13 protein-coding genes are annotated in these 22,761 nt (G+C 73.6%); all 13 read left to right on the top strand.

The window, feature by feature from the left end; all coding sequences use genetic code 11:
- A partial coding sequence (locus AB0K12_RS21920; RefSeq protein ID WP_364563935.1) for a PHP-associated domain-containing protein occupies positions 1-850 on the top strand: 850 nt, incomplete at its 5' end.
- 154 nt (positions 851-1,004) lie between these two features.
- Positions 1,005-2,813, top strand: a complete 1,809-nt coding sequence (locus AB0K12_RS21915; RefSeq protein WP_364563932.1) for an ATP-binding protein — start codon at positions 1,005-1,007, stop codon at positions 2,811-2,813.
- Between the two features lie 13 nt (positions 2,814-2,826).
- Complete coding sequence (locus AB0K12_RS21910; RefSeq protein WP_364563929.1) at positions 2,827-3,978, top strand: exonuclease SbcCD subunit D; 1,152 nt, start codon at positions 2,827-2,829, stop codon at positions 3,976-3,978.
- Complete coding sequence (locus AB0K12_RS21905) at positions 3,978-6,590, top strand: SMC family ATPase (RefSeq protein WP_364563926.1); 2,613 nt, start codon at positions 3,978-3,980, stop codon at positions 6,588-6,590. Before AB0K12_RS21910 ends, AB0K12_RS21905 begins: the two co-directional genes overlap by 1 nt.
- A complete protein-coding gene (locus tag AB0K12_RS21900; protein WP_364563923.1) occupies positions 6,587-7,585 on the top strand; it encodes a hypothetical protein in 999 nt (332 codons plus the stop codon). Before AB0K12_RS21905 ends, AB0K12_RS21900 begins: the two co-directional genes overlap by 4 nt.
- A gap of 64 nt (positions 7,586-7,649) precedes the next feature.
- The gene (locus AB0K12_RS21895; RefSeq protein ID WP_364563921.1) at positions 7,650-8,537 is read left to right on the top strand and encodes an SseB family protein; all 888 of its coding nucleotides are present in this window, start codon (positions 7,650-7,652) and stop codon (positions 8,535-8,537) included.
- Positions 8,534-8,941 carry a hypothetical protein gene (locus AB0K12_RS21890; protein ID WP_364563918.1) on the top strand — a complete coding sequence of 136 codons (408 nt, stop codon included), beginning with the start codon at positions 8,534-8,536 and terminating at the stop codon, positions 8,939-8,941. The genes AB0K12_RS21895 and AB0K12_RS21890 overlap by 4 nt, the downstream gene beginning before the upstream one ends.
- Before the next feature lie 122 nt (positions 8,942-9,063).
- Positions 9,064-9,435 (top strand): YbaB/EbfC family nucleoid-associated protein, encoded by a 372-nt coding sequence (locus AB0K12_RS21885; RefSeq protein WP_364563970.1) that lies wholly within the window; start codon positions 9,064-9,066, stop codon positions 9,433-9,435.
- Positions 9,432-9,776 carry a hypothetical protein gene (locus AB0K12_RS21880; protein ID WP_364563916.1) on the top strand — a complete coding sequence of 115 codons (345 nt, stop codon included), beginning with the start codon at positions 9,432-9,434 and terminating at the stop codon, positions 9,774-9,776. Before AB0K12_RS21885 ends, AB0K12_RS21880 begins: the two co-directional genes overlap by 4 nt.
- Before the next feature lie 10 nt (positions 9,777-9,786).
- A complete protein-coding gene (locus AB0K12_RS21875; protein ID WP_364563913.1) occupies positions 9,787-20,439 on the top strand; it encodes a hypothetical protein in 10,653 nt (3,550 codons plus the stop codon).
- A gap of 73 nt (positions 20,440-20,512) precedes the next feature.
- Positions 20,513-21,037 (top strand): hypothetical protein, encoded by a 525-nt coding sequence (locus AB0K12_RS21870; RefSeq protein ID WP_364563910.1) that lies wholly within the window; start codon positions 20,513-20,515, stop codon positions 21,035-21,037.
- The gene (locus AB0K12_RS21865) at positions 21,030-21,578 is read left to right on the top strand and encodes a hypothetical protein (protein ID WP_364563907.1); all 549 of its coding nucleotides are present in this window, start codon (positions 21,030-21,032) and stop codon (positions 21,576-21,578) included. Before AB0K12_RS21870 ends, AB0K12_RS21865 begins: the two co-directional genes overlap by 8 nt.
- 98 nt (positions 21,579-21,676) lie before the next feature.
- Complete coding sequence (locus tag AB0K12_RS21860; RefSeq protein WP_364563904.1) at positions 21,677-22,741, top strand: ABC transporter substrate-binding protein; 1,065 nt, start codon at positions 21,677-21,679, stop codon at positions 22,739-22,741.
- The last annotated feature ends 20 nt before the right edge of the window (positions 22,742-22,761 follow it).

Below are 22,761 nucleotides of genomic sequence, written 5' to 3'. Positions count from 1 at the left end.
CGGGGCTGCGGGCGGAGCTGTGGGCGCGGGCCAGGGCGGTCTTCGCGGCGGCGGGCAAGGACCCGCCCGCGCCGGGGCCGACAGGTTCGACAGGTTCGGCGGGCCCGTGTGGTTCGCCTGGTTCGGTCGGCTCGCCAAGCTCGCCGGGGGAGCGGAACCCGTGACGTCCGGTGCGCGCGCGCTCGAGCCGGCGCTGCCGCCCTGCACGGAGCGGGCCGTGCCCGGTGGGTGGGTGCGGGTGGACTGTCACGTGCACACCGTGGCGTCCGGTGACGCCGTCACGACGCTCGGCCGGCTCGCCGAGCGGGTCGCGGCGCACCGCATCGACGTCGTGTTCCTCACCGACCACAACCACCTCGCCGGCACTGCGGACGACCTGTCGCGAGCCGTCGGGTGCCGGGTCGTGCCGGGCGAGGAGGTCCGTACGGGGTCCGGCGAGGTGCTCGGGCTCTTCCTGACGGAACGGGTGCCGTACGTGCTGCCCACCCGTGAGGCGATCCGGCGGATCCGCGCCCAGGGCGGGCTGGTGTGCGCGCCCCACCCGTACGACCCCGAGCGCTCAGGGCTCGGCGGGCACCTGGACGAGCTGTGCCGGGACGGGCTGATCGACGCCGTCGAGGTGTTCAACGCCAAGATCGAGGACCAACGCCACAACAGGGCCGCGCTGCGGGCGGCTCGGGCGTACGGGCTGCCCGGCACCGTGGGCTCGGATGCCCACGACCCGGACGGGATCGGGGCCGCGTACCTGGAGATGCCCGACTTCGACGGTCCCCGCGCGTTCCTGGAGGCGCTGCACCACGCCCGCCGCTACGGCGAGCACCGCCCGCACGCCCGCCGCTACGCCCGCTGATCGCATTTCCTTTACCGTCATTTGACGAAAGAGAGCAAGGGCAGGTCGCCCGGCTGATACGTGCCGCATTTCCCCCGCGACAGTGCCAAATGATGGCAGAGCGGTCGTTAGGATTCTGCGGGGAGAACGTGAACGTCCGGGCGGGAGAGCATCGGTGAGTGAGAAGACGGAGGCGAGCGCCGCCAACGGCCTCACCAGGGGCCCCGCCGGCAGCCCCACGGGCGGGACCGCCGCGTCGGGTGACGCGGTCGGCAGGGTGCTCGGCACGCATGCCGCCTCCCCGCTGTCGTTCTGGGTCGGGCTGGAGCCCGGCCGCGTCGTCCAGCTCGACGACGTGGTGGTGACCAGGCGCGACACCCCCGACTACGGCCCGGTGCTGGTCGCGGGCGTGGTGTCGGCCGTCGAGGCGCGTCACGAGGGCGCCGGCTTCGACTCCGACGTCTTCCTCATCGCCGACGGCGCGCTCCCGGCGGCCGTGGTCGAGTGCGCCGAGGTGCGCGTCACCCGGGTCGAGCCGGAGATCTTCGTCCCGCCGCTGCCCGGCGCGCCCGTCTACCGCGCCGAGAGCGGCGACCGCGACCAGGCGCTCTACTTCGACGTCATGGACCGGCGCGTCCCCATGGGGCTGGGCCGCGACGGGCAGCCGATGTACGTCAATTTCGATTTCCTCGACGGCACCCGCGGCGCCCACGTGTCGATCTCCGGCGTTTCCGGCGTGGCGACGAAGACGTCATTCGCCACATTTCTCATCTATTCGATATTCAATTCCGGCGTGCTGGGTGCGGAGGCCGCCAACACCAAAGCCCTGATCTTTTCGGTGAAAGGCGAGGACCTGCTGTTCCTCGACCACGCCAACACCCGCCGCGACGCCGCCGCCACGGCCCAGTACGCCCGGCTCGGCCTGCCCGCCGGGCCGTTCGGCAGCGTCCACGTGTTCGCGCCGCCGCGCCCCCGCGACCCCAACGGCGTGCCCGACGTCTCGGCCAGGACCCGCGACGTCAGCGCCTACTACTGGACGCTGGCCGAGTTCTGCGCCGACGAGCTGCTGCGCTTCGTCTTCAGCGACGCCGACGACGAGCGGGCCCAATACTCGCTGCTCGTCGGCCAGGTCGCGGCCAGGCTGCAGGCGTGGGCCGAGCCGGTGGGCGAGGGCGGCGCCGTACGGATCCGCCGCCAGGGCGAGGAGAGCGGCCCGATCTGCCGCACGTTCGGCGACCTGGTGGACGTCGTCGGCGCGCAGCTCGCCGACGAGGGCACCCGCGCCGCCTGGACCGGCGCGCCCACCCCGCTGGGCACCGTCAACGCGTTCCTGCGCAGGCTGCGCGGCGCGGTCAGGGCGCTGTCGCCGATCGTCCGCGGCGACCTGCCCGGCGGCCGGCCGCACGCGATCGGCACGTCCGACGCTCAGGTCTCCATCGTCGACCTGCACAACCTGCCTGAGCGGGCGCAGCGGTTCGTGGTCGGCGTGACGCTGCGCGGTGAGTTCGCCCGCAAGGAGAGCGCCGGCACCGCGAAGCCGCTGCTGTTCGTGGTGCTGGACGAGCTCAACAAGTACGCCCCCCGCGAGGGCGAGTCGCCCATCAAGGAGATCCTGCTCGACGTCGCCGAGCGCGGCCGGTCCCTGGGCGTGATCCTCATCGGCGCCCAGCAGACCGCCTCCGAGGTCGAGCGGCGCATCGTGGCCAACTGCTCGGTCCGCGTCGCGGGCCGCCTCGACCCGGCCGAGGCCACCCGCCCCGAGTACGGCTGGCTGCCCGCCACCACGCGCGACCGCGCCACGATCGCGAGGCCCGGCACCATGTTCGTCACCCAGCCCGAGATCCCCGTGCCGCTCGCCGTCACCTTCCCCTTCCCCGCCTGGGCCACCCGCCCCGCCGAGGCGGCCCAGCGGCCCGCGGCGCGCCGGGAAGCCGATCCGTTCGCCGGGCTGCCGGGCGCCGACGACGACATCCCGCCCTTCTAGGTCAGGCGAGCGCATGAAGATCCTGCACACCGCCGACTGGCACGTCGGCAAGGTGCTCAAGGGCCGCCACCGCATGGACGAGCACCGCGCCGTCCTGGGCGACCTCGTCCGGCTGGCCCGCAGCGAGGACGTCGACGCGGTGCTCGTGGCCGGCGACCTCTTCGACACCAGCGCCCCCACCCCCGAAGCGCAGGCCCTGGTGCTCAACGCCCTGATGGCGCTGCACGAGGGCGGGCGCGACGTGGTGGTCCTGGCCGGCAACCACGACAACCCGCACCTGCTGGAGGTCTACCGGCCGGTGCTCGGCAAGCTCGGCATCCACGTCGTCGGCGCGTTCCGGCGTCCCGACCAGGGCGGCACCCTCGCCTTCACCGCCCGCTCCGGCGAGCCCGTGCGGCTGGCCGTGCTGCCGTTCCTGTCGCATCGGTACGTCGTACGCGCCGCCGAAGTGCTCGCCGGCACGCCCGCCGAGCACAACCGCGACTACGCCGCCCGCATCGCCGAGCTGGTCGGCGCGCTCACCGACGGCTTCTCCGCCGGCACCGTCAACCTCGTCACCACCCACGGCACGCTGCCGAGCGGCCGGTTCGGCGGCGGCGAGCGGCGCGCCCAGTCGATCTTCTCCTACTACTTCGAGCCCACCGCGTTCCCGCCCGCCACCCAGTACGCCGCGCTCGGCCACCTGCACCGCCGCCAGCAGATCCCCGGCCCCTGCCCCATCTGGTACAGCGGCTCGCCCCTCGCCGTCGACTTCGGCGAGGAGGACAACACGCCCGGCGCGCTGCTGGTCACCGTCGAGCCGGGGCGGCCCGCCCAGGTGCGCGAGGCGCCCATCACCTCGGCCCGCGCGCTGGCCACCAGGACGGGCACGCTGGAGGAGCTGGCTGCCATGGCGCCCGGCCTGGCGGAGACGTGGCTGCGGGTCGTCGTCACCGAGCCGCCCAGGCCAGGGCTGGCCGAGACCGTGCGCGAGATCCTGCCCACGGCGCTGGAGGTGACCGTCCACGAGCGCTTCCGTCCCGTACGCGACGCCCGCCGCAGCTCCGCGGACGGCCCGGCCCGCAGCCCCCGGGACCTCTTCCGTGACTACCTCGCCGCCTCCGGCCGCCACGACGACCGCGTCGCCGCCCTGTTCGACCGCCTGCACGAGGAGGTGACCGGCTGATGCGCCCGCTGCGGCTGCACCTCCACGACTTCGGCAGCTTCCGCGAGCCGGCCACCGTCGACTTCTCCGGCGTCGACTACTTCGTCCTGGTCGGTCCCACCGGTGCGGGCAAGAGCACGCTCATCGACGCCATCTGCTTCGCCCTCTACGGCACCGTGCCGCGCTGGGGCAAGGAGAACGTCATCGCTCACGCCCTCGCGCCGTCCGCCGTCTCCGCCAAGGTCGCCCTGGTCTTCGAGAGCGCGGGACGCAGGCTCGCCGTGGTGCGGGCGCTCAGGCGCGACGCCAGGGGCAAGGTGCACACCGCCGAGGCCCGATTGGACGAGCTCGACCCGTCCGTGCCCGCGTCGGCAGAGCTGGAGGACCTGCTGGCCGCCGTCGTCCGTCCCGTCGCCGAGGGGGCCGCGGTGACCGGCGAGGTGCAGCGCGTCACGGGGCTGGAGTACCGGTTCTTCACGCAGTGCGTGGTGCTGCCGCAGGGCAGGTTCGCCGAGTTCCTGCACGCCCAGCCGCGCGAACGCCAGGACCTGCTCGTCCAGCTCCTTGACGCCGACGTCTACGAACGCGTCCGCCGGCGCGCGGTCCAGGAGGAGCAGGCCGCCGCACAGGCCGCCGGTTTCGCCCGCGAGCGGCTGGCGAGGCTCACCGACGCCGACGAGCCGGCCGAACGCGCCGCCGCCGACCGGCTCGCCGCCCTGCACGCCCTCGACGCGCGGATCAGGACGGACCTGGAGGCGCTGCGCGGCCACGACGAGGAGCTGCGCCGCCTCGCCGGCGAACGCGACGCGCTACGCGACCGGCTCGCCGCGCTGACCGCGCTCGCCCTGCCCGCCGACGTCCCCACCCTCGCCTCCGGCGCCCGCGCCGCCGCCGGCGAGGTCGCCGCGCTCACCGAGACCGTGACCGCCGCCGAGGCCGCCGAGCAGCGCGCCGAGGACGAGCTCGCCGCCCACGACGATCCCGCCGTGCTGCTGGAGCTCCTCCAGGCACTGGAGACGTACGAACGTCTGCTCGCCGACCTGGACGCCGCCGAGTCACAGGCCGCGGAGACCCGCGCCGCCCTCGAACCGCTGGCCGCCCGCTCCCGCACGCTCGAGGCCGCGGCGACCGAAGCCGAGCAGGCCCGCGACCGGCTCCGCGACGCCCACGCGGGCGCCGACCTGGCCCGCCGCCTCGTCGTCGGCGACCGCTGCCCCACCTGCCTGCAACCCGTCACCACCCTGCCCCGCCACCCGGCCACGGCGGACCTGCACGCCGCCGGGAAGCGCCTCGAAACGGCCCGCCGCGAGGCCGACCAGGCCGGCCGCGCACACACGGAAGCCCTCACCGGACTCCGCCACCTGGACCGCACGGTCGACGACCTCACCACCCGCGCCACCACCCTGCGCAAGGAGCTGTCCGGCGTCTTGCAGGAACAGGAGGCGGGGTGGGAGGGGAAACCCGGCATCGACGCGGGAGCCCGCCCGGGGACGGCCGCCGAAGCGCCCGGGGAGAGGGCCGGCGACGGGCAGCACGAGGCGCGGCCCCCTTCTGCGGTGGAGCCCTTCTACGGGCGGGTCGAGCGGGAGTGGATCGCCGCGTGGCGAAGTGAGCTGGAAGGCCGCGTGGCGGCGGGGCGGGCGGCGGAGCGGCGGGCGGCCGGAGCGCGGCGGGCCGCGCGGGAGGCCCGGGCCGAGCTCTCCAAAGCCAGGAAGCGGGCCGACGAGCTGGCCGGCCGGACCGAGCGGCTCTGGCGGGACATCGAGGCCGCCCGCGACACCGTGGTCCCGCTCGGCGCGCCGCCGCTCGACCGTGCCGACCTGCACCACGCCTGGACGGCCCTGCTGGCCTGGCGCGAGGAGGCGGAAGGCCGCGAGCGCGCCGCGCTGGAGAGCCAGGAGGCCCGCATCGCCGGAACAGAACGGCAGGCCCGCGCCCTGTGGACGTCGGTGGTCGCCCAGCTCACCGAGCACGACGTGGCCGTACCCGACCGGCCCGCCGCGCTGGGGGAGGCGGTCAGTGCGGCCGTCGCGCAGGCGCAGGCGTGGCTGGACAGGGTCAGGGAGAATCGGGCGGCCGCCCGTGAGCTGCGCGAGCGCGTCGAGAAGGAGGAGGAGCGGGCCAGGGTCGCCAAGGAGCTGGCGCAGTGCCTGCGGGCCGACGCCTTCGAGCGGTGGCTCTGCACCGAGGCGCTCGACCTGCTCGTCACCGCTGCCTCCGAGACCCTGCGCGAGCTGTCCGACGGCCAGTACGAACTCGCGCTCGGCGCCAGGAACGAGATCGAGGTCATCGACCACGCCGAGGCCGGGATGCGGCGCAACGCGCGCACCCTGTCGGGCGGCGAGACGTTCCAGGCCGCGCTCGCGCTGGCGCTGGCCCTGTCCGACCAGGTCGCCGGCCTGTCGGCGACCGCCGCCCGCAGTCTCGACTCGCTCTTCCTCGACGAGGGCTTCGGCAGCCTCGACCCGGCCACCCTCGACACGGTGGCCACCACGCTCGAACGCCTGGCGGCCGGCCGCGACCGCATGGTCGGCGTGGTCACGCACGTGCCCGCGCTGGCCGAGCGCATCCCGGTACGCTTCGAGGTCGGCCGCGACGCCAAGGGGTCACATTTGTCCAGGATGACCGCATGACGGCAGGGTTCACCGTCGACGCGTGGGACCCGTCCTACTCCGCCGCGCTCGACGCCGAGGCGCTGGCCGAGCTCGACGCCACCAGCGCCGAGCTGGACCTCGACGTCGAGCTGGCCGCCGCCCGCTGGCGCCCGATCACGCCCGGCCCCGGCGTCGCGCCGCCCGAGGTGCTGCTGATCGCCGACGGGGTGCGCCGCATCGACGCGCGCCTGTGGACGTACGCCGACGGCGACCCCACCGCGCTGCCCGGCATCGCGGCCTCATGCGCGGCCGGGATCGTCCGCTGCGCGCCGGGGGCAGGGGCCGCGCCGGTCGCCGTCGAGGTGAGCAGGTCGCTGTTCAGCGCCTCCCCGTACGCCGGCGACGTCATCACCGGCGCCGCCGCCTACCGCGCCCGCCGCGCTCCCGGCCCGGGGGCCGACGAGCTGACCCTGGCCCTGCAGCGGCACCTCACCCAGCTGGAGGTCGAGCTGGCCGTCCGGCACAGGGCCGAGGCGGGGGAGGAGGACCTGCTGCTGGTGGACGGGCCGCTGCGGGGCCGCACACACCTGCCGCGCACGGTCGGCTACGTCAAATCCCACCACACCGCCTACCTGCCCGCCCCGCAGGCCGCCACCGTGTCGGAGCTGCTGCCCGGCCAGCGCACCCCGGTCTTCCTCATGGGGACGAGCTGGCGCCGCCACACCTGGTACCTCCGGCTGCCCGCCACCTCCGACATGCCGTGGGCGGGCGTCGTCCGCTGCGAGGCGAGCGCCGACCTGCCGCTCGACGACCTCGTACGCCTGGCCGACTCCCTCACCCATGCCCTGCCGCCGCTGGCGGGCGTCGACTACAAGGACCCGCGCGCCCCGCAGAACCTCGTGCCCATCGGCGGCCTCGAACGGCTGCTGCGCCACCGCCTGGGCGACGCGCGGCTCCTCTACCGCGCACTCCGCGCGGCCGCCCGCCGCCAGAGCCGCGCCACGTCCCCGCGCACCCCGCTCCCCACGCGCTGAGCCGGGCTTCACCAGTACCGGGGCAGCGGGGTGAATCCCTCGCAAAACAGGACAGAATTGTCGCGTGACCGTCGCAGATCATCTTCCGGCCGGCCCGTTCGAAGAACAGCTGTGGGCCGCCTACCAGGACGGGCAGCAGGCGCTGTGCCTGAGCCTGCTGCGTGAGGCCGACCTGGCGCTGCCGATCACCGCCGCCGCGGCGGCCGGTGCAGAGCCCCCCGCGTGGGCGACCGCCGCCGACGCCGAGCGGACCTGGGTGATCGCCTTCACCTCCGTCGAGGGGATGACACGGGCCACGGGCGGCGCCGCGACGCACTACCGGGTCGCCTCGATGACGGAGCTCGCCGCCGTCTGGCCCGACCCGCGCTGGGGGCTGGCGATCAACCCGGGGCTGCCGGCGTCGTTCATGCTCGAATCCGGCACGGTCGCCCGCCTGGCCGTGCCCACCCTGACCCAGGACCTGCTGCTGGCCCCCGGCTCCGGCGTGCCGGTGATGCAGAAGCTGCTCGCCGCCGCCGACATCCCCGAACTGCTGTCCACGCCGGAGCCCCGGGTCTCGGGCTACTGCCATCACGCGCTCGACGTCTCGCACATCGCCACCCCCGCCGTGCTGGCCGCCGCACTCGGGCAGGAGGAGCTGATCACGGAGTCGGGCTCGCTGAACATGCTGCGCTGGCGGCCCGTCGGCCTGGAGCTCTATCGGACGCCGTACGGGGGGACCGACGAGGAGGGCCGGCAGGCCGTGGCCGGCTGGGTGGTGGAGGAGCCGCCGTTCGTGGGGATGGGGCTGGTGCCGAACGTGGACTCCATCGTCCGCGAGTACAAGGTGTACGGCGTGGGCCTGCCGCACGGCGCGCAGATCTGGGAGCTGACCAACGCCGGCACCGAGCACCGCCGTGCCGTCTACCACGGCGACCTGCGCCGCTGGTACCTCGTGGGCAGGACGTCATGACGTCGTGGCACTCCTACCGGGCCCGCTGGCAGGGCTCGGTCTTCCCGGCCAGCCCCGAGCCGCACGCCCTGGAGCTGTGGGTACGCCTGCGCAGCGAGGAAGCGCTGGACGGCTTCGAGGAGGTGGAGCCCGGCTGCCACGTGCGTACGGTGCCGGTGACCGAGTGCGAGTCGCTGCACTTCGTCACGGTCGTGTGCCGGTGGCGTGACGAGCCGTTCCAGGTGCACGACGAACGCGATGGGCTGCTGCTGCTCGAATACCTCGGCGGGTCCGCGCCGCGGGCCCGTGACCTGGGGCTGGAGCGGGTGGAACGCGGCGTGTGGCGGGCCTGGGCGCCCCGCTCGGAGGTGACGGAGCTACGGGAGGAGGCCGTGTCGCTCACTTCCGGATATTCATATGTTTAGGTCAGCCCCTTGTTTCCTGGTGTTAATGTGACGGAAACTTACTCCTCAGGTAGATGTGGCGTCACATGGGCGAAAGTGGCGAGGGGACTATGGGGGCTTCGGAAGGTCCGGACGTGGCCGCGATGCGGGCGTACGCCGACGAGCTGCGCGAGACGTTCACCCGGCTGCAGGACGAAGGGCTGGAGCTGCACGCCAAGGCCAAGGCCGTGCAGGTCACCGAGACCTCGCGCGACGGCCTGGTCTCCGTCACCGTCGGCCCGCGCGGCGACCTGATCAGGCTCGACCTCGACCCCCGCATCTACCGGCGTCCCGACGCCCGCGCGCTCGCCGACACGATCGCCGAGACCGCGCACAGGGCCGCCGCGGCCGCCCAGGAACGCGTCATGGAGATCTTCGAGCCGGTGATCCCGCCCGACCAGTTCAAGGCGCACCTCGAAGGCGACGTGGAGGCCGTGATGGCCCGGCTCATCGACGACATGGGAGGCGACCGGTGAACGAGGACTGGAGCGGCGCTTTCATCGCCAAGACCGTCGTGGACCGCGGCATGTCCGCCTGGTCCACCACCGCCGAGGAGGTCGGCAAGAGCCTGCCCAAGCTGGCCGCCGACGTCGAGGCGCACCTGTCCACCGCCCCGTGGGGCGACGGCATCGAAGGCATGGCCTTCTACCAGGCGCACCTCGCCGAGGGCGGGCCCTACGAGATGATCAACCAGTGCAAGCGGCTGGCCGAGCAGGTCGTGGACGCCGGCGACCGGCTGCGCGCCGCCATCGACAACACCCTGGAGACGGACGCGGACATCAGGGACGGCCTCACCCGCATGACGCGGGAAGTCTGAGACGGGGTCCATGTCGCACACGGGCGGTACGAACGTCCAGGGGCCCGATCCCGGCTTCGGGGGGCAATCCGTCGAGAAGCAGATCGTCCGCATCGACAGCGACGTGCGGTCCGTATGGGAGACCGAGGCGCTGCCCGACTGGGTGGTCTACTGGCTGATCCCCATGCTGTCGGCCGGGCAGAAGTGGCCCTCGGCCAGCGAGGCCGGCCTGTCGGAATTGGCCCGCCGCTACGCGGCGCTGTCGGACGGCGCGCTCTCCTCCGCCGAGCCCGCCGGCACCGCCGCGCGGACCATCGTGACGGGCTGGCAGGCGCCCGCGACCGCCAAGTTCGTCGGCAGGGCCCGTGAGCTGTACGGCAAGGAGGGCGGCATGGCGGGCGTGAGCAACAACGCCCACGCCTACGCCCTGCAGGCCCAGAACTTCGCGGTGCAGACCCAGTACTCCAAGCTGTCGATCAACGTGGCCTTCTGGGTGACGGTCGTCGCCATCGCCATCGTGTTGCTGGTCAACTTCTTCACCGCCGCCTCCGCCACCCCGCTGATCGGGAAGTACGCGGCCATGGCGCGCGCGGCGATCAGCCGCATCCTGGCCAGGCTCGCCGCCATGGCCGGCAAGCAGATCGGCGCGGTCAGGCTGGCCCAGGTGGCCGCGCTCGCCGGCCCCACCGGCCGGGGGCTGCTGCTCCGCTTCCTGGCCTCGCCCATCGGCAGGGAGCTGGTCGAGGAGATCGGCGAGGAGTTCTTCATCGCCTGGAAAGCCCAGTCACAGCAGATCGACATGGGCACCCGTAAGGACCTGGACTGGAAGGAGCTCGGAGCCACCGGCCTCGGCGCCGGCACGGGCGCCGTCTCCGGGACCGTCCTGTCCGGGCCGATCTCGCGGGTCACCGGGCTGATGCCGGGCTTCGCCGGGCGGGCGCTGACCACCGGCACGACGAACGTGATCGCCTCGCCGCTCGGCAGCTTCGTCGGCAACGGCGTGGTGTACGGCCAGTGGCAGAATCCGTTCACCGCCGAGTCCATGACCGGGGCCTTCCTCGGTGGTGTGGGGCGTACCGGGACGATCAGCCCGTTCAATCCCGACGTGGTCTCGGCGCTGGCGCACCCGACGACCTCGCTCGCCTCCGCCTACGACGCCGCCGCCCGTGCCGACGCGGCCCGCGCCGCCGCCGGCAGCCCCGCGGGCGGACCGTCCGGCGGTCCCACCGGTCCCACCGGTCCCGCCAACGGGCCGACCGGCCCCGACGGCATGTCGCCCGCGGGCTCCGGCGGGCTGCGCATCGCCGACCCGGTCAACGTTCCCGCCCAGCGTACGGCGAGCACGACGACGCCTGCCGGTTCGTCCTCGGCGAACCGGCCCGGCCCCGGCCTGCCCGACACCGACTCCTCGTCCCGCCGCCGCACCCCGGACCAGCAGCAAGCCGTCACCCCGGCCCCCGACGACAACGCGGACGAGACCCCCGAGACGACTCAGGAGCGCCGCGCCACCCCGGCCACCGCCGACGCCCCCTCCACGGCCGACACCTCGTCCCGGCAGACCTCGAACAACCAGAACCACCCGAACACCACCGCCGAGCCGCGCCAGGACGCCGCTCCAGAGCCGGAGACGGACACCACCCCCGAGCAGCAGGCGGACACGCGGGCGGCCACCGCGCCCGAGCCACAGCCGGCCACCACGCCGCAGCCCGACATGTCCTCCCAGCAGCCCGCCACCACCCAGGAGCCGAGCCCGCCGACCGGCGACCCGGCGACCGGCGACACCACCACGGGCGCCACGAGCGGGGACACGACGGCTGACACGACGGCCGGGGACACGACAGCCGGGGACACGACGGCCGGGGACACGACCCAGCAGCCCGACACGTCCGGCCAGACGGACACCGGCCGGCAGCCCGACACGTCCGGCCAGAGCGACGCGACCCCCCAGACGACGCCCGCCCAGGCCGCCTCGACTGGCCAGGCGGCGAACGGCCAGGCGGACACCGGCACGCCGGTGACCAGCCTGACCACCGCCGACCAGGGTGACACGGACGGGCAGGCGTCCAACAGGGCGGGCGCGCCGATCAGGGCGCGGGCGGCGTTGCTGGAAGCGCTCACCACCACGTTCCCCGGCGCCGTGATCGGCCCCAGCGGCGAGGTGCTCGTCCCGAAGCAGGACGGCGGCCACCGCGTCCTGCCGAACGCCACGATGCGGCGCGTCCGCAGGGCGCTGGACGCCCGCGCCGGCGAGGTGGCCGCCCAGGCCGACCTGGTGGTGGACGCCGCCGCGTTACTGGTGCTCGTCGCGTCCGACCCCCATCTGTCGTCGGACGCCCCCGCCGGCGCCGCCCGCCCCCAGGCGCACACCAGCAGGCCGGGAACCGTCACCTCGCACCCGATCCCCGGCACCCGCTACGTCACCGACAGCGGCCGCGGCTCCGACGTCACCACGGCCGAGATCAAGCAGGCCGTCGCGAACCTGGACCCGCAGCACTTCGTGCACGGCGCGGGGCACGTGCGGGGCTTCTCCTGGGACGGCGACGTCCTGGTGGTGGACACCGCGAACGGCCCCCAGCACTTCCGCTTCACCATCGGCAGGCCCGACCAGCGGGAGATGGCGACGACCCAGGTGCGGACGGGCATCGACACCGGCCCGCACCTGGTGACCTTCGCCCCCCGCATCGCCACCGACCAGCTCACCAGGGTCTGGCTGCACGAGATCACGCACACGTTCCAGCGGCAGGAGGCCATGTCGAGGGGCCCGCTGCGCAGGATCCTGCGCCGGATGCTGCCGAGCGGCGTCGCCGCCAACTCCAGGGACGAGTGCGTGACCGCCCAGCAGAACGAGCTGGCGTACCTGATCGAGCGCTGGACCACCGCCGACACGGTGCCGGAGCAGCGCGCGACGGCCGTCGACATCGACGGTCTGCTGGCCACGCTGCGCGCCCGCGGCGTCGAGGTGCCGCCCGCTCCCTGGGAGGCGGGGCCCGAGCACGAGCGGACCACCCTCGACATCCCCCGCCTGGGCGACGACCCGAGCGTCGCGGAGGCCCGGCGGACCGCCGAGCGGCTCAAGGAGTCCGAGAAGACCCTGCGGCGGCTGCGCGAGCAGTACAAGGCGAGCGCCAGGGAGGCCCGCGACGACGCCAGGCAGGCCGAAGCGGCCGCCAGGAAGACCACCAAGGAGAAGGACAGCGGCGTCGAGCGCCGGCGCGCGGCGGCCGTCGCGGAGGCCCGCGCCGCGCGGGACAAGCAGGAGCGGCACGAGCGGCGCGCGGCAGCGTACGGGACCGCGCTGAACGCCGCGATCCGGGCCAGGAAGGCGCACGAGCGGTACGCGCGGCTGATCGAGGCCATGTCCGGCCCGCCCCGGCTGACCCGCCCCGACGAGGTCTCGCTGCCCATGCTCGCGCAGGCCGCCCTGCGCGAGGTCGCGGCGTCCCACATGGGGTACGACGCGGCGGTCGGCCACACCCGCCCCGACCCGTGGTCGCTGACCGAGTCGATGCCCACCGGCCGGCTGGCCCACCTGGACGAGCTCACCGAAAAGGTCAACCAGGAGCTGAGGGCCAAGAAGTCCGTCAAGCAGTACAGGGCGGGCGAGCTGGACACCCTCATCCGCGCCGACTGGCACAAGGTGGTGGCGGGCGACGGCCTGGTGCTGGTCGCCGGCCACGGCCGCAAGGCGGTCGAGGTGCGAATCGCGCTCACGGTGTCGGACCTGGTGGAGGTGGCCGACCCGGGCATGCGGGCGTCCCAGCTGACGCAGGGCAACTTCTACCAGACGGGACAGTCCTACACCGCCACCGAGTCGGGCAGCCTCGGCACGTCGGCGGAGTTCGACACGCGGAAACTGGCGCAGTGGCTGCCCAAAGGCTCGATCACCGACTGGATGGGGACGGCCGGCGTCGCCATCGGCGGCGGCGCGAGCCGTAACTGGTCGGTCTCCAGCGGCGGCAGCATGTTCGAGCAGGGCGGCTCGGTCGCGGACAATCGTACGGAGGCGGCGCTCTTCGACGGCGACGCCAGGTGGACGGTGCAGGTGCGCACCGGGCGGAACACCACGTGGAGCGACCCCGTCGAGGTCACGACCGGCAAGCCGGGCGACTCCCGCACCCAGCGCATCTGGGTGTGGCACTCCGCCATCGACCCCAACGTCACCCGCACCCTCACGATCCCCGCCGACCAGCGCCGCCCCGGAGTGCCGAACCAGGAGGTCCTCGGCATGACCGGCCTGGAGGAGGCGCTGGACGCGCTCGCCGCCGAGCTCGGCGGCGACTACACCCGGATCGGCACCGGCGCCCACGACAACCTGCGCAGGTTCGTCGTCCGCGAGATGCAGCTGCGCTTCCCTCAGGTGCTGGAGTCCGGCCTGTCGGTGAACCTCGCCGTGCGGGGCATGCCCGACGCCAGGATCACCGCCACCGCCGAGGTCGTCGAGGAGGAGACCGAGCTGCTCGGCGGCTGGACGCGGGACGTGCTGCAGGAGAGGGTGCTCACCGAGACCGCCACCTCCACCACCAGGATCGAGCACGGCGGCTCGATCGAGGGCAAGGTGGCCGCGAAGATCACCTCCGACGACCTCAACGACGTGGACGTGCTCGGCCCCCTCGGCGACTACTCCGCAGACTCGATCAAGCCCGAGGCCAAGGCCAGCGTGTCGATCTCCCAGTCGTCCGCCTCGACGGCCAACGAGGTCGCCGTGCACCCGCAGGTGGACAAGAGCAGCGGCATGTCGGTGACGCACCGCAAGCAGGTCAAGATCAAGTTCGCCATCGAGCGGGCGGGCAGGCCGGCGCGGGAGCTGGACCCGTTCCTGACCGAGCTGCTGGTACGCCAGCAGGCGGTGGACGCCTGGTACGCCGGCGACCCCGTGCCGGTCCAGGCGTTCGTCAGGGACGACGGCGAGCTCAGGTTCGACGCCGACGGCCTGCCCGTGCCCGCGGACGCGCCTGCCCAGGAGCCCATCACGGGCCGCAGGATCGGGCTGCCCGATTGGCTCGGCGCCGGCGAGGGCCGGCTGCGCGGCGCGGGCCCCACGGACGTGCGGGAGATCCGCGAGCTGGGGAACCTCGTGCAGGAGGTGATCGACAAGCTCGAGCACACCGGCCTGGTGTCCACCAGAGGCGAGAACGGCGCGCGCGTCTACAGCGACAACCCGCTCGTCCGCCTCGCCCAGCAGCTGAACGAGGACGACATCAAGGCCCACCTGCAGGAGAGCGCGCTCCGCAGCGGGTTCGACCAGCTCACCCAGTCCGGTGTCATCGTCCCGCTGCAGTCGCACGGCGTCGGCCGAGCCCTCGACCTGCACGCCCTGTACATCGTGATCCGGCAGGACGAGGGCGACACCGGCACCGGCGTCGGCCAGACCCACAAGGTGCGGACCCACCTCGACATCGCCAGCGACACCTCAGGACGGGGCATCAACCGGTCGGCCACGAAGGCCGTCGGCGGCTCCCTGGGCAAGACCGACGGCCCTGGGGAGGGGCAGGACGGGGTCTCCCACAGCGCGGGCGGGAACGTCGGCGGCGACCGCACGTTCTCGGCCGGCACCAGCACCTCCAGCATGGTCAACAACGTCGGCATGACGGAGGACGACAACAAGGAGCCGACCGCCAGTGTCCTGACCGAGGCGACGATCCAGGTCGACCACCTGCACGGCGACGAGGTCACGACGCTGGTCGAGCCGCGTGCCATCAAGCCGTTGCTGATGGTCCCCGCCGGCCTGCTGCCCCATGAGGGGGGCCCGCGCTTCAGCGGCAAGATCGGCAAGCCGTCGAAGCGGTTCATGGAGATCGCCAGGCTGGAGCATTTCGACGCCGGCCGCGAGCTGGGCGACATCAACAAGGCCAGGACGCTGCTGCCCAAGGCGCTGCGGAAGAGCATCGCGGCGCTGGTCCAGCTCTGGCCGATGCTGAGCCGCCACCATCTCGCCGGCCACATCTTCGAGGGCCCGGTCGTGAACGACGTCGTGCTCGACCTCAACGGGGCCTCGCCCACGCGCGTGCGGGTGGACGTGCGAGGGGTGCTCGGCGAGGCGGAGTTCGTCGACATCGCCGACCCGGTGTCCGGCGACATCATGCTCGCCCTGCGCAGCGCCGGCATCAGCTGGAGCGCGGCGCGCAACTTCCTGAGCGGCCTGATGAACAGCGTCGGCGACGCCGACGACGGCGGCACGACCAGCGACACCGGAACCGTCTCGCTGCCGGGGCGCAACCGGGTCAAGGCGGTGGCGACCGCGCTCGTCGCCATCTTCGGCACCGAGTTCCTCGGCATCGCGGTGGGCCGCAAGTACCGGATCCGGGTGCCGGTGGACGTCATCGCGAAGGTGACGACCCGCCAGACGTCCCAGATCGGGTTCGACTTCGCCGGCGAGCGGTGGGGCGCCGCGCTGCGCAGCCGCGGCCAAGGGGTGTTCGTCGTCCCCGAGAACGACGCGCTGCGGCTGTTCGCCGAAGGCGAGCTGAACCTGCCGGTGCCCGTCGTGGCCGACGCGGTCGAGCGCTGGCTCAACGGCCACATGAAGCTGCACCGCACGGTCGCGGTGCCGCTGATCCACCGGTACGTTCAGGTCAGCGCCGAGGCGAACCACCGCGGCGAGGACATCGGCCTGGGAAAGAAGCACTATCCGACGCGGCTGCTCGAAGCGCTCAAGGAGGTCGCCGACATCGGCCCGGCGGTCACCCCGGCCGCCGACGCCGCGCGGCACGACCCCGGCAAGGGCTGGGTCCGGCTGGACGAGGCCCTGACCGCCGCCCAGGCCGTCAACGACCAGCTCAGAGAGGTCGTCGTCGCACCCCAGTACGAGCACGGCATGGGCGTCAGCGTCCCGGAGTCGTTCGTCGTGCGCAACCGTCCGGGCGGGGAGCAGGTCGCCATCCTCGACGAGGTGATGAACGCCGTCGAGGAGGCGCTGCCCGGCGTCACCGAGCACACGCCCAACCTGTACCGGCAGCTCCGGGTGGACCTCAACGCGGCCCGCCCGAAGGTCCACCTCGAGGAGATGTGGTCGCGGCGCGGGTTCGAGCGCGAGTACGACGTGCAGAACGGCTCGGAGAGCCAGGCCTCCCAGGTCGTCACCATCCGCCTGCGGACGGTCAGCGCGGGCGACCCGCGCCTGGCGCGCATGGTGAGCCAGACCGACGAACAGGGCACCATCATCCAGCGCTACAGGGGTGAGGAGGCCACCCGCACGGAGTCGTACAGCGCCGCGTGGTCCGCCGGCCTCGACTACAGCGACAGCCAGGACGGCACTGACGGCAAGTTCGGCCTGTCCACCAAGCGCAACCGCTCCTTCGCCAGCACCACGATCCGCAACGTCATGCGGCTGCTGCGCATCGCGAGGTTCGTCGGCGACACCACGATCGAGCAGGACCAGGTGCTCGTCCTGGAGGTCGCGACCCGCCCCGCCCGGGTACGGCCGGTCCCGTTCGAGCGGCACGTGCCGGGCCTGGCCGCCAAGATCCGCGCCAAGAGGGACGCCACGCACGTCGAGCGCCTGGTGGTGCGGCGCGAGTACGACATGACGCTGCGACGCCGCATCCCCAGCGACATGGTGCGCCCCGTCGCCCAGGACCCGGGCCCGGCCCCCGACGTGATCGACCCGCGCTCGGTGGAACTGCCGCCGGGCTTCTTCCCCGACGTCCTGGTCGAGCACGATGACAAGCCCACACTGCACGCCGCCATCATGCGCAAGCTGGAGGAGATGGTCGGCCCCGCGGCGGCCGTGGAGCGCTCGGGAGCGCTGTCCGCGTGGCTGTCGCACTCCGGCATGATCACCGGCCTGGAGCGCGTCGCGAGGCCCGACGGCCAGGTGGTGGCGCAGGTCGCCGAGCCGAGGTTCCATACCCAGGGCGTGGACGTCTCGGTCAGGGCCCGCAACTCGGACCTCACCGTCGTGGCCGGGCCGTTCGACGGCGAGACGGGCGAGGTCAACAGAAGTGCCGAGGCGCAGAACGTCTCCATCGGCCGCAACCGGCTCAAGCCCGTGGGCCTGAGCGCGGGGAACGGCTGGGGCTTCCTCGGTCTCTCCTACGGCGTCAACGCCGGTGCCCAGGCCTCGGAGAGCGTCAACCAGCACCAGGGGGCGCGCAGCGAGCGCAGCATGTTCGAAAGCGGCAAGCTCTACACCGTCCGCGTCCGGGTGGACTACGACGCGACCTTCACCCGGGTCAAGCGGCAGCACGACGGCAACGTCAAGCCCCGCGAGGACAGTGCGTTCCTGCCCGCCGCGGCCAGCGCCACCGCCATGATCACGCTGCCCGGTGAGGTGCTCGCGGAGCTGGACGCCCGAATGCAGCGCGGCATCCGCGTCGCGGCGCCGATGGACGATCTGCCGCAGTTCACGTTCCAGCCGGAGCCCGGCCGCGAAGGGCTGATCCAGATCCTCCAGGACGCCAGGGTCGCCGCCCGCGAGCGCGGTCAGGTGGCCAGCGTCTACGTGCGGGAGTCCGACGGCATCCACCGCTACCTGGCCGCCCCCGACGGCACCGTGCGCAACGACAGCGCGCGCAGCAGTCAGCGCGACGCCGGCTTCGCCAAGGCGTTCTCCACGCTGCCGCCCCACCTGCTCGACGCGGCCGACCGGCACGACCTCGACCTGCGCCACGTCTTCCTCACCTCGCCGGTGCGCGGCACCTTCACCGACCAGGTCGCCACCGCGCTGGACGAGCGCGGCGTGCTCCCGCCGCCGCCGGAACCGGTCTGGAAGATCGCCGAGGAGGAGGAGGCCACGCCGGCCGTCGGCGGCGGCACCTTCCTGGGGTCCACCTCACCGTCGGTGCACTCCCAGGAGCTGCCCGGCAGCCCGCTGTCCGCCTCCGCGCGTCCCGAGGGCGTCCCCGACCTCACCGTCGACGAGATCCGCGGGCAGGACGTGTCCGTCACCGACTTCGGCGGCGCCGTCGCCCACCTGGGCTGGAGCGGGGACGACCACCTCGTGGTGCAGGTCCCCGGGGCGGCCGGCCAGCACGTGCACGTGCTGGCCGAGGACCCGGGCGCCGGGCTCGTCGGACGTACGGAGCTGTACGCGGGCACCGCGGAGGAACCGCACGTGATGCGCATCGGGCCCCGCGTGCACCCGGACCTGGTCTCGTCGGTGCTGGTCCACGAGATCTCGCACGTCGCCCAGGAACGCGCCGCGCAGCAGGCCGGTACGCGGCACGGGATCGTCAGGGGGGCGCTGTCGGCCCAGGAGGAGGGCACCGACCACTGCGTCACGCCCCGGCTCGACGAGCACGCCCACCTGTCGCGCAAGTGGCACGCGACCACCGACCCGCAGGCCAGGGACCGGATCGCGGCCGCCATCGACGCCCTGGCCCTCGACCTCCGCAAACGCGGCCACACCCCGCCGCTCCCGCCCTGGCCCACGTCGGCCCCGTCGGCACTGTCGGCCCTCGCCGACGCGAACGGCACGCCTTCCGCGGTCAGTGCGGCGGACGCGGCGACCGCCGCCAAGCTGCGCGGCCTCATCGACACGATCAACGGTCGTCAACCCGCAGCCCCGTCGATCGCCGACGCCCTCAACGGCACCGCCACGCAGGGCTCGATCGCAGCCGCCCTGAACGGCGGCGCTGCCCTGAACGGCGGCGCTGCCCTGAACGGCGGCGCTGCTCTGAACGGCGGCGCAGCCAGGACGCCGGCCGCCACCGCTGACGGGCGCAAGGGCGGGACCAAGGGGTCCCTCGCCGATGTGCTCAACGGGCGGGCCTCCGTTCGCGGATCGATCGCGGCGGCGCTCGGCGGCGGGCGGTCCGCGCCCACCGGGATGGCCGCCGTGCTCCAGGCCGAGGCGAGGAAGGCCGGCCTGGCACCCGGGCAGCCGGGGGCGGCGGCCAAGATCGCGGCCCTGGCCAGGGCGGGTGAGCTGACGCCCGAGCACGTGGCGGCGCTGCGCGGCGAGCCCGAGCTGCCGGAGCTGGCCGCCGCCCACGCGGTCAGCAGGGCCGCCGCGCTCATGGGCGCCAGGGCCCGCGTCCTGGGCCCCGGCCTGCTCGACATCCGGCTCCCCGGCCGCCCGCCCCTGGTCATGGAGATCCGCCCCGCCGACCTGGCCGGCCCCATGAACGGCGCGGGCCAGGTGAACATCCCGCAGCAGGCGAACGGTCTGAGCACGGCGAACGGCTCGGGTGCGGCGAACGGTTCCGGTGCGGCGAACGGTTCCGGTGTGGCGAACGGTTCGGGCGCGGCGAACGGGCTGAGCGCGGTGAACGGTTCCGATGCGGCGAACGGGTCGGGGGTGCAGGGTGACGGTGGTGTGGTGACGTACCAGGTGGATGGGCGGAAGACGGTCGGCGCGAACGAGCGGGCCGCCGCCGCGACCGCCGCGGGAGCGCTGGCGGCGGCGCTCGGGCTGCCGGCCGGCCCGCACCAGGAGGTGGCGGCGCTGTTCGAGGCCGTCCGCCAGGTGCGGGCCGCGAGCCCGGCGCAGCGCCCGGCCCGGCTCGGCGTCCTGCACGACCTGGCCGCCGCCGCGCCGCTGCACCTGGTGCCCGCCCCGCTGGCCGCCGACCTCAGAACGATGCTCGCCGACCCCCGGCCGGACGACCGGCAGACGTTCCTGCACCGCGGCCGCGACCTCGCCGACGGCAGCGGCTGGGAGGTCATGTGCGAGTGCCCGCAGGACGGCCCCTGCTTCTGCGGCCGTCGCAAGGACGCCGTGCCCGACCGCCTCGTGGCCCAGTGATGACGAGGAGATGACGGGGGCAGGAGTCTCCGGGGTGCGGGCATGATAGGAGAACGGCGAGGAGAGGACGGTTATGGCGTTCGCGATAGCACGGACGAGGGATGAGGCGCATCTCTACCTCGACCTGCACCCGTGCGCGTGCGGCTCGGTCGAGACGGCGTGGGAAAGCGGCCTGGTCGCCGTCGACGACGGGCTCGCCACGCGCTACTGGGGGGCCTGCGACGACTGCGGCAGGCAGCGCGAATACCTGTTCGGGGTGCCCGAGCGGCCGACGATGCCGGCGGGCTACCCGACGTTCGGCGGCCCGGAGCCGTCGGAGCTGCTCGACGCGGGGGAGTGGCTGTGGGTGGCCGACCTGACGGCGGGCAACGTGCCGGTGGACGACGAGGCGGAGGCCCACCGCACGCTGTCGATCGCCACGGCGGCCGTCGAGGAGGTCGTGAAGTTCATCCCGCCGGGCGCCGACGAGGTGCCCGACGACGGGTTCTGGTCGCAGCGGGGCAGGGAGATGCGGGCGGCCGAGCCCGGCAGGTTCCAGCTCGACCGGCTGCTGATCGTCCGCGACTCCTTCCGCGACCTGGCGGCCCGGCATGCCTGACGCCGTCATGGCGCGCTCGCTGGTGGAGGCGCACGTCTACCTCGACCTGACGGTCTCGGGCGGGTCGGGGGGCGCTGAGGTCGTCGAGGTGCCCGACGGGTGGCTGGTGCGGGCGGGCGGCGTGGAGGTGCCGGTCTCGTACGCCGGCGAGCACGCGGCCAGGGAGGCCCGCACCACGTTCGGCACGGGCAGGTCCGAGCTGCTGGACGCCGGCCAGTGGGTGCTGATCGGCGGCACGTACGCGAGCCGGGCCCTGGAGGGCGGCCTTTTCTACGCCGCCGGCTCGGCCGACCCCCAGCGGGTCCGTGCCGTCGAGACCGACTGGACGTACGCCGCCGACGCGGTGGCCGAGGCGCTGAAGTTCCTGCCCGAGGGGGGCGCCGCGCTGCCGTCCGAGGCGTTCTGGACGGAGATGGGCAGGTCCGCCCGCGAGGCCGAGCCCGGCCGCTTCACCAGGGCCAAGCTGGAGAGCGACCTCGCCTTCTACCGCCAGAGCCTCGCCGGCTTCCGCCGTCTCGCCGGCTCCGCCCGGCCGCGCTGACCCTTCCGATGTCAGCCGGATCCGGAGCTCACTGCAATATCATGCAAACTTGGTAGGAAATGTTGACTTAGAGCCTCGGCGCTCGTACCTTCGAGACCATGAGCCAGGGCCCCCACCACACGTCCTCGTCACGACCCACGCTCGCCGCGCTCGTCCTGCTGCTCCTGACGGCCTGCGCCCCGAGCGCCGCCCAGGAGCCGGGCGGGCCCGAGCTGGCCGCGCAGGCGCCGCTGCCGACCGTGGTCCCGCAAGGCGCCAGGCTGATCGTCGGAGACCCCGCGACCAAGGTGGCGCTGCAGCTCTCCGGCGAGATCGAGAAGTTCTCGTTCGCCATCGAGTGGGCCAACATCAGCGGCGGCCCGCAGACGAGCGAGGCGTTCAGGGCCGGCGCGCTCGACGTCGGCGCGGTGGCCGACATCCCGCCCATCCACGCCACCTGGACCGGCCTGCCGGTGAAGATCGTGGCCTCGAAGTTCCGCAAGGACCCGCTCGCCCACCCCACGTACGAGCTCGGCGTCGCCCCCGGCGTCCACGTCAGGACCCTCGCCGACCTGCGCGGCAAGAAGATCGCCTACAGCCCGGGGCAGGCGCAGGGCGCGCTCGTGCTCAGGGTGCTGAAGAAGGCCGGGCTGACCAAGGACGACGTCGAGCTGATCGAGCTGCCGAGCACCGGCGACGTCTACCCCAACGCGCTGGCCTCCCGCCAGGTGGACGTCGCGCCCATCGGCGGCGTCAACATCAAGCGCTACACCGCCAAGTTCGCCGAGGACGGCGCGACCACCGTCCAGCACGGCCTGCGCGACGACCCCGCCCACCTCTACGTCCGCACCGAGACGCTCAAGGACCCGGCCAAGGCGGCCGCCCTGCGCGAGTACGTCGCCGCCTGGGCCCGCGCCTCCCGCTGGATCTACGAACATCCCAAGGAGTGGATCGACGGCTACTACGTCAAGGACCAGGGCCTCAACGCGGCCGACGGCCAGTACCTGGTGGACCAGGCGGGCGAGCCCGACATCCCCGCCGACTGGTCGGAGGCCGTCGCCCGGCACCAGGAGACCATCGACATCCTGGCCGCCGAGACCGGCAACGAGCCGCTCAAGGCCGAGGACCTCTACGACCGCCGCTTCGAGCCCATCGCCGCCGCCGCACTGAAGGAAGGTGCGTGATGACGTCCCAGAGAACGCCG

Origin of the sequence: Nonomuraea sp. NPDC049419 (assembly GCF_040676995.1) — a bacterium.
In the GTDB taxonomy this organism is placed as follows: Bacteria; Actinomycetota; Actinomycetes; order Streptosporangiales; family Streptosporangiaceae; genus Nonomuraea; species Nonomuraea salmonea.
Note: the sequence above shows the minus strand (reverse complement) of the source record. Positions and strands in the feature narration are given on the sequence as shown.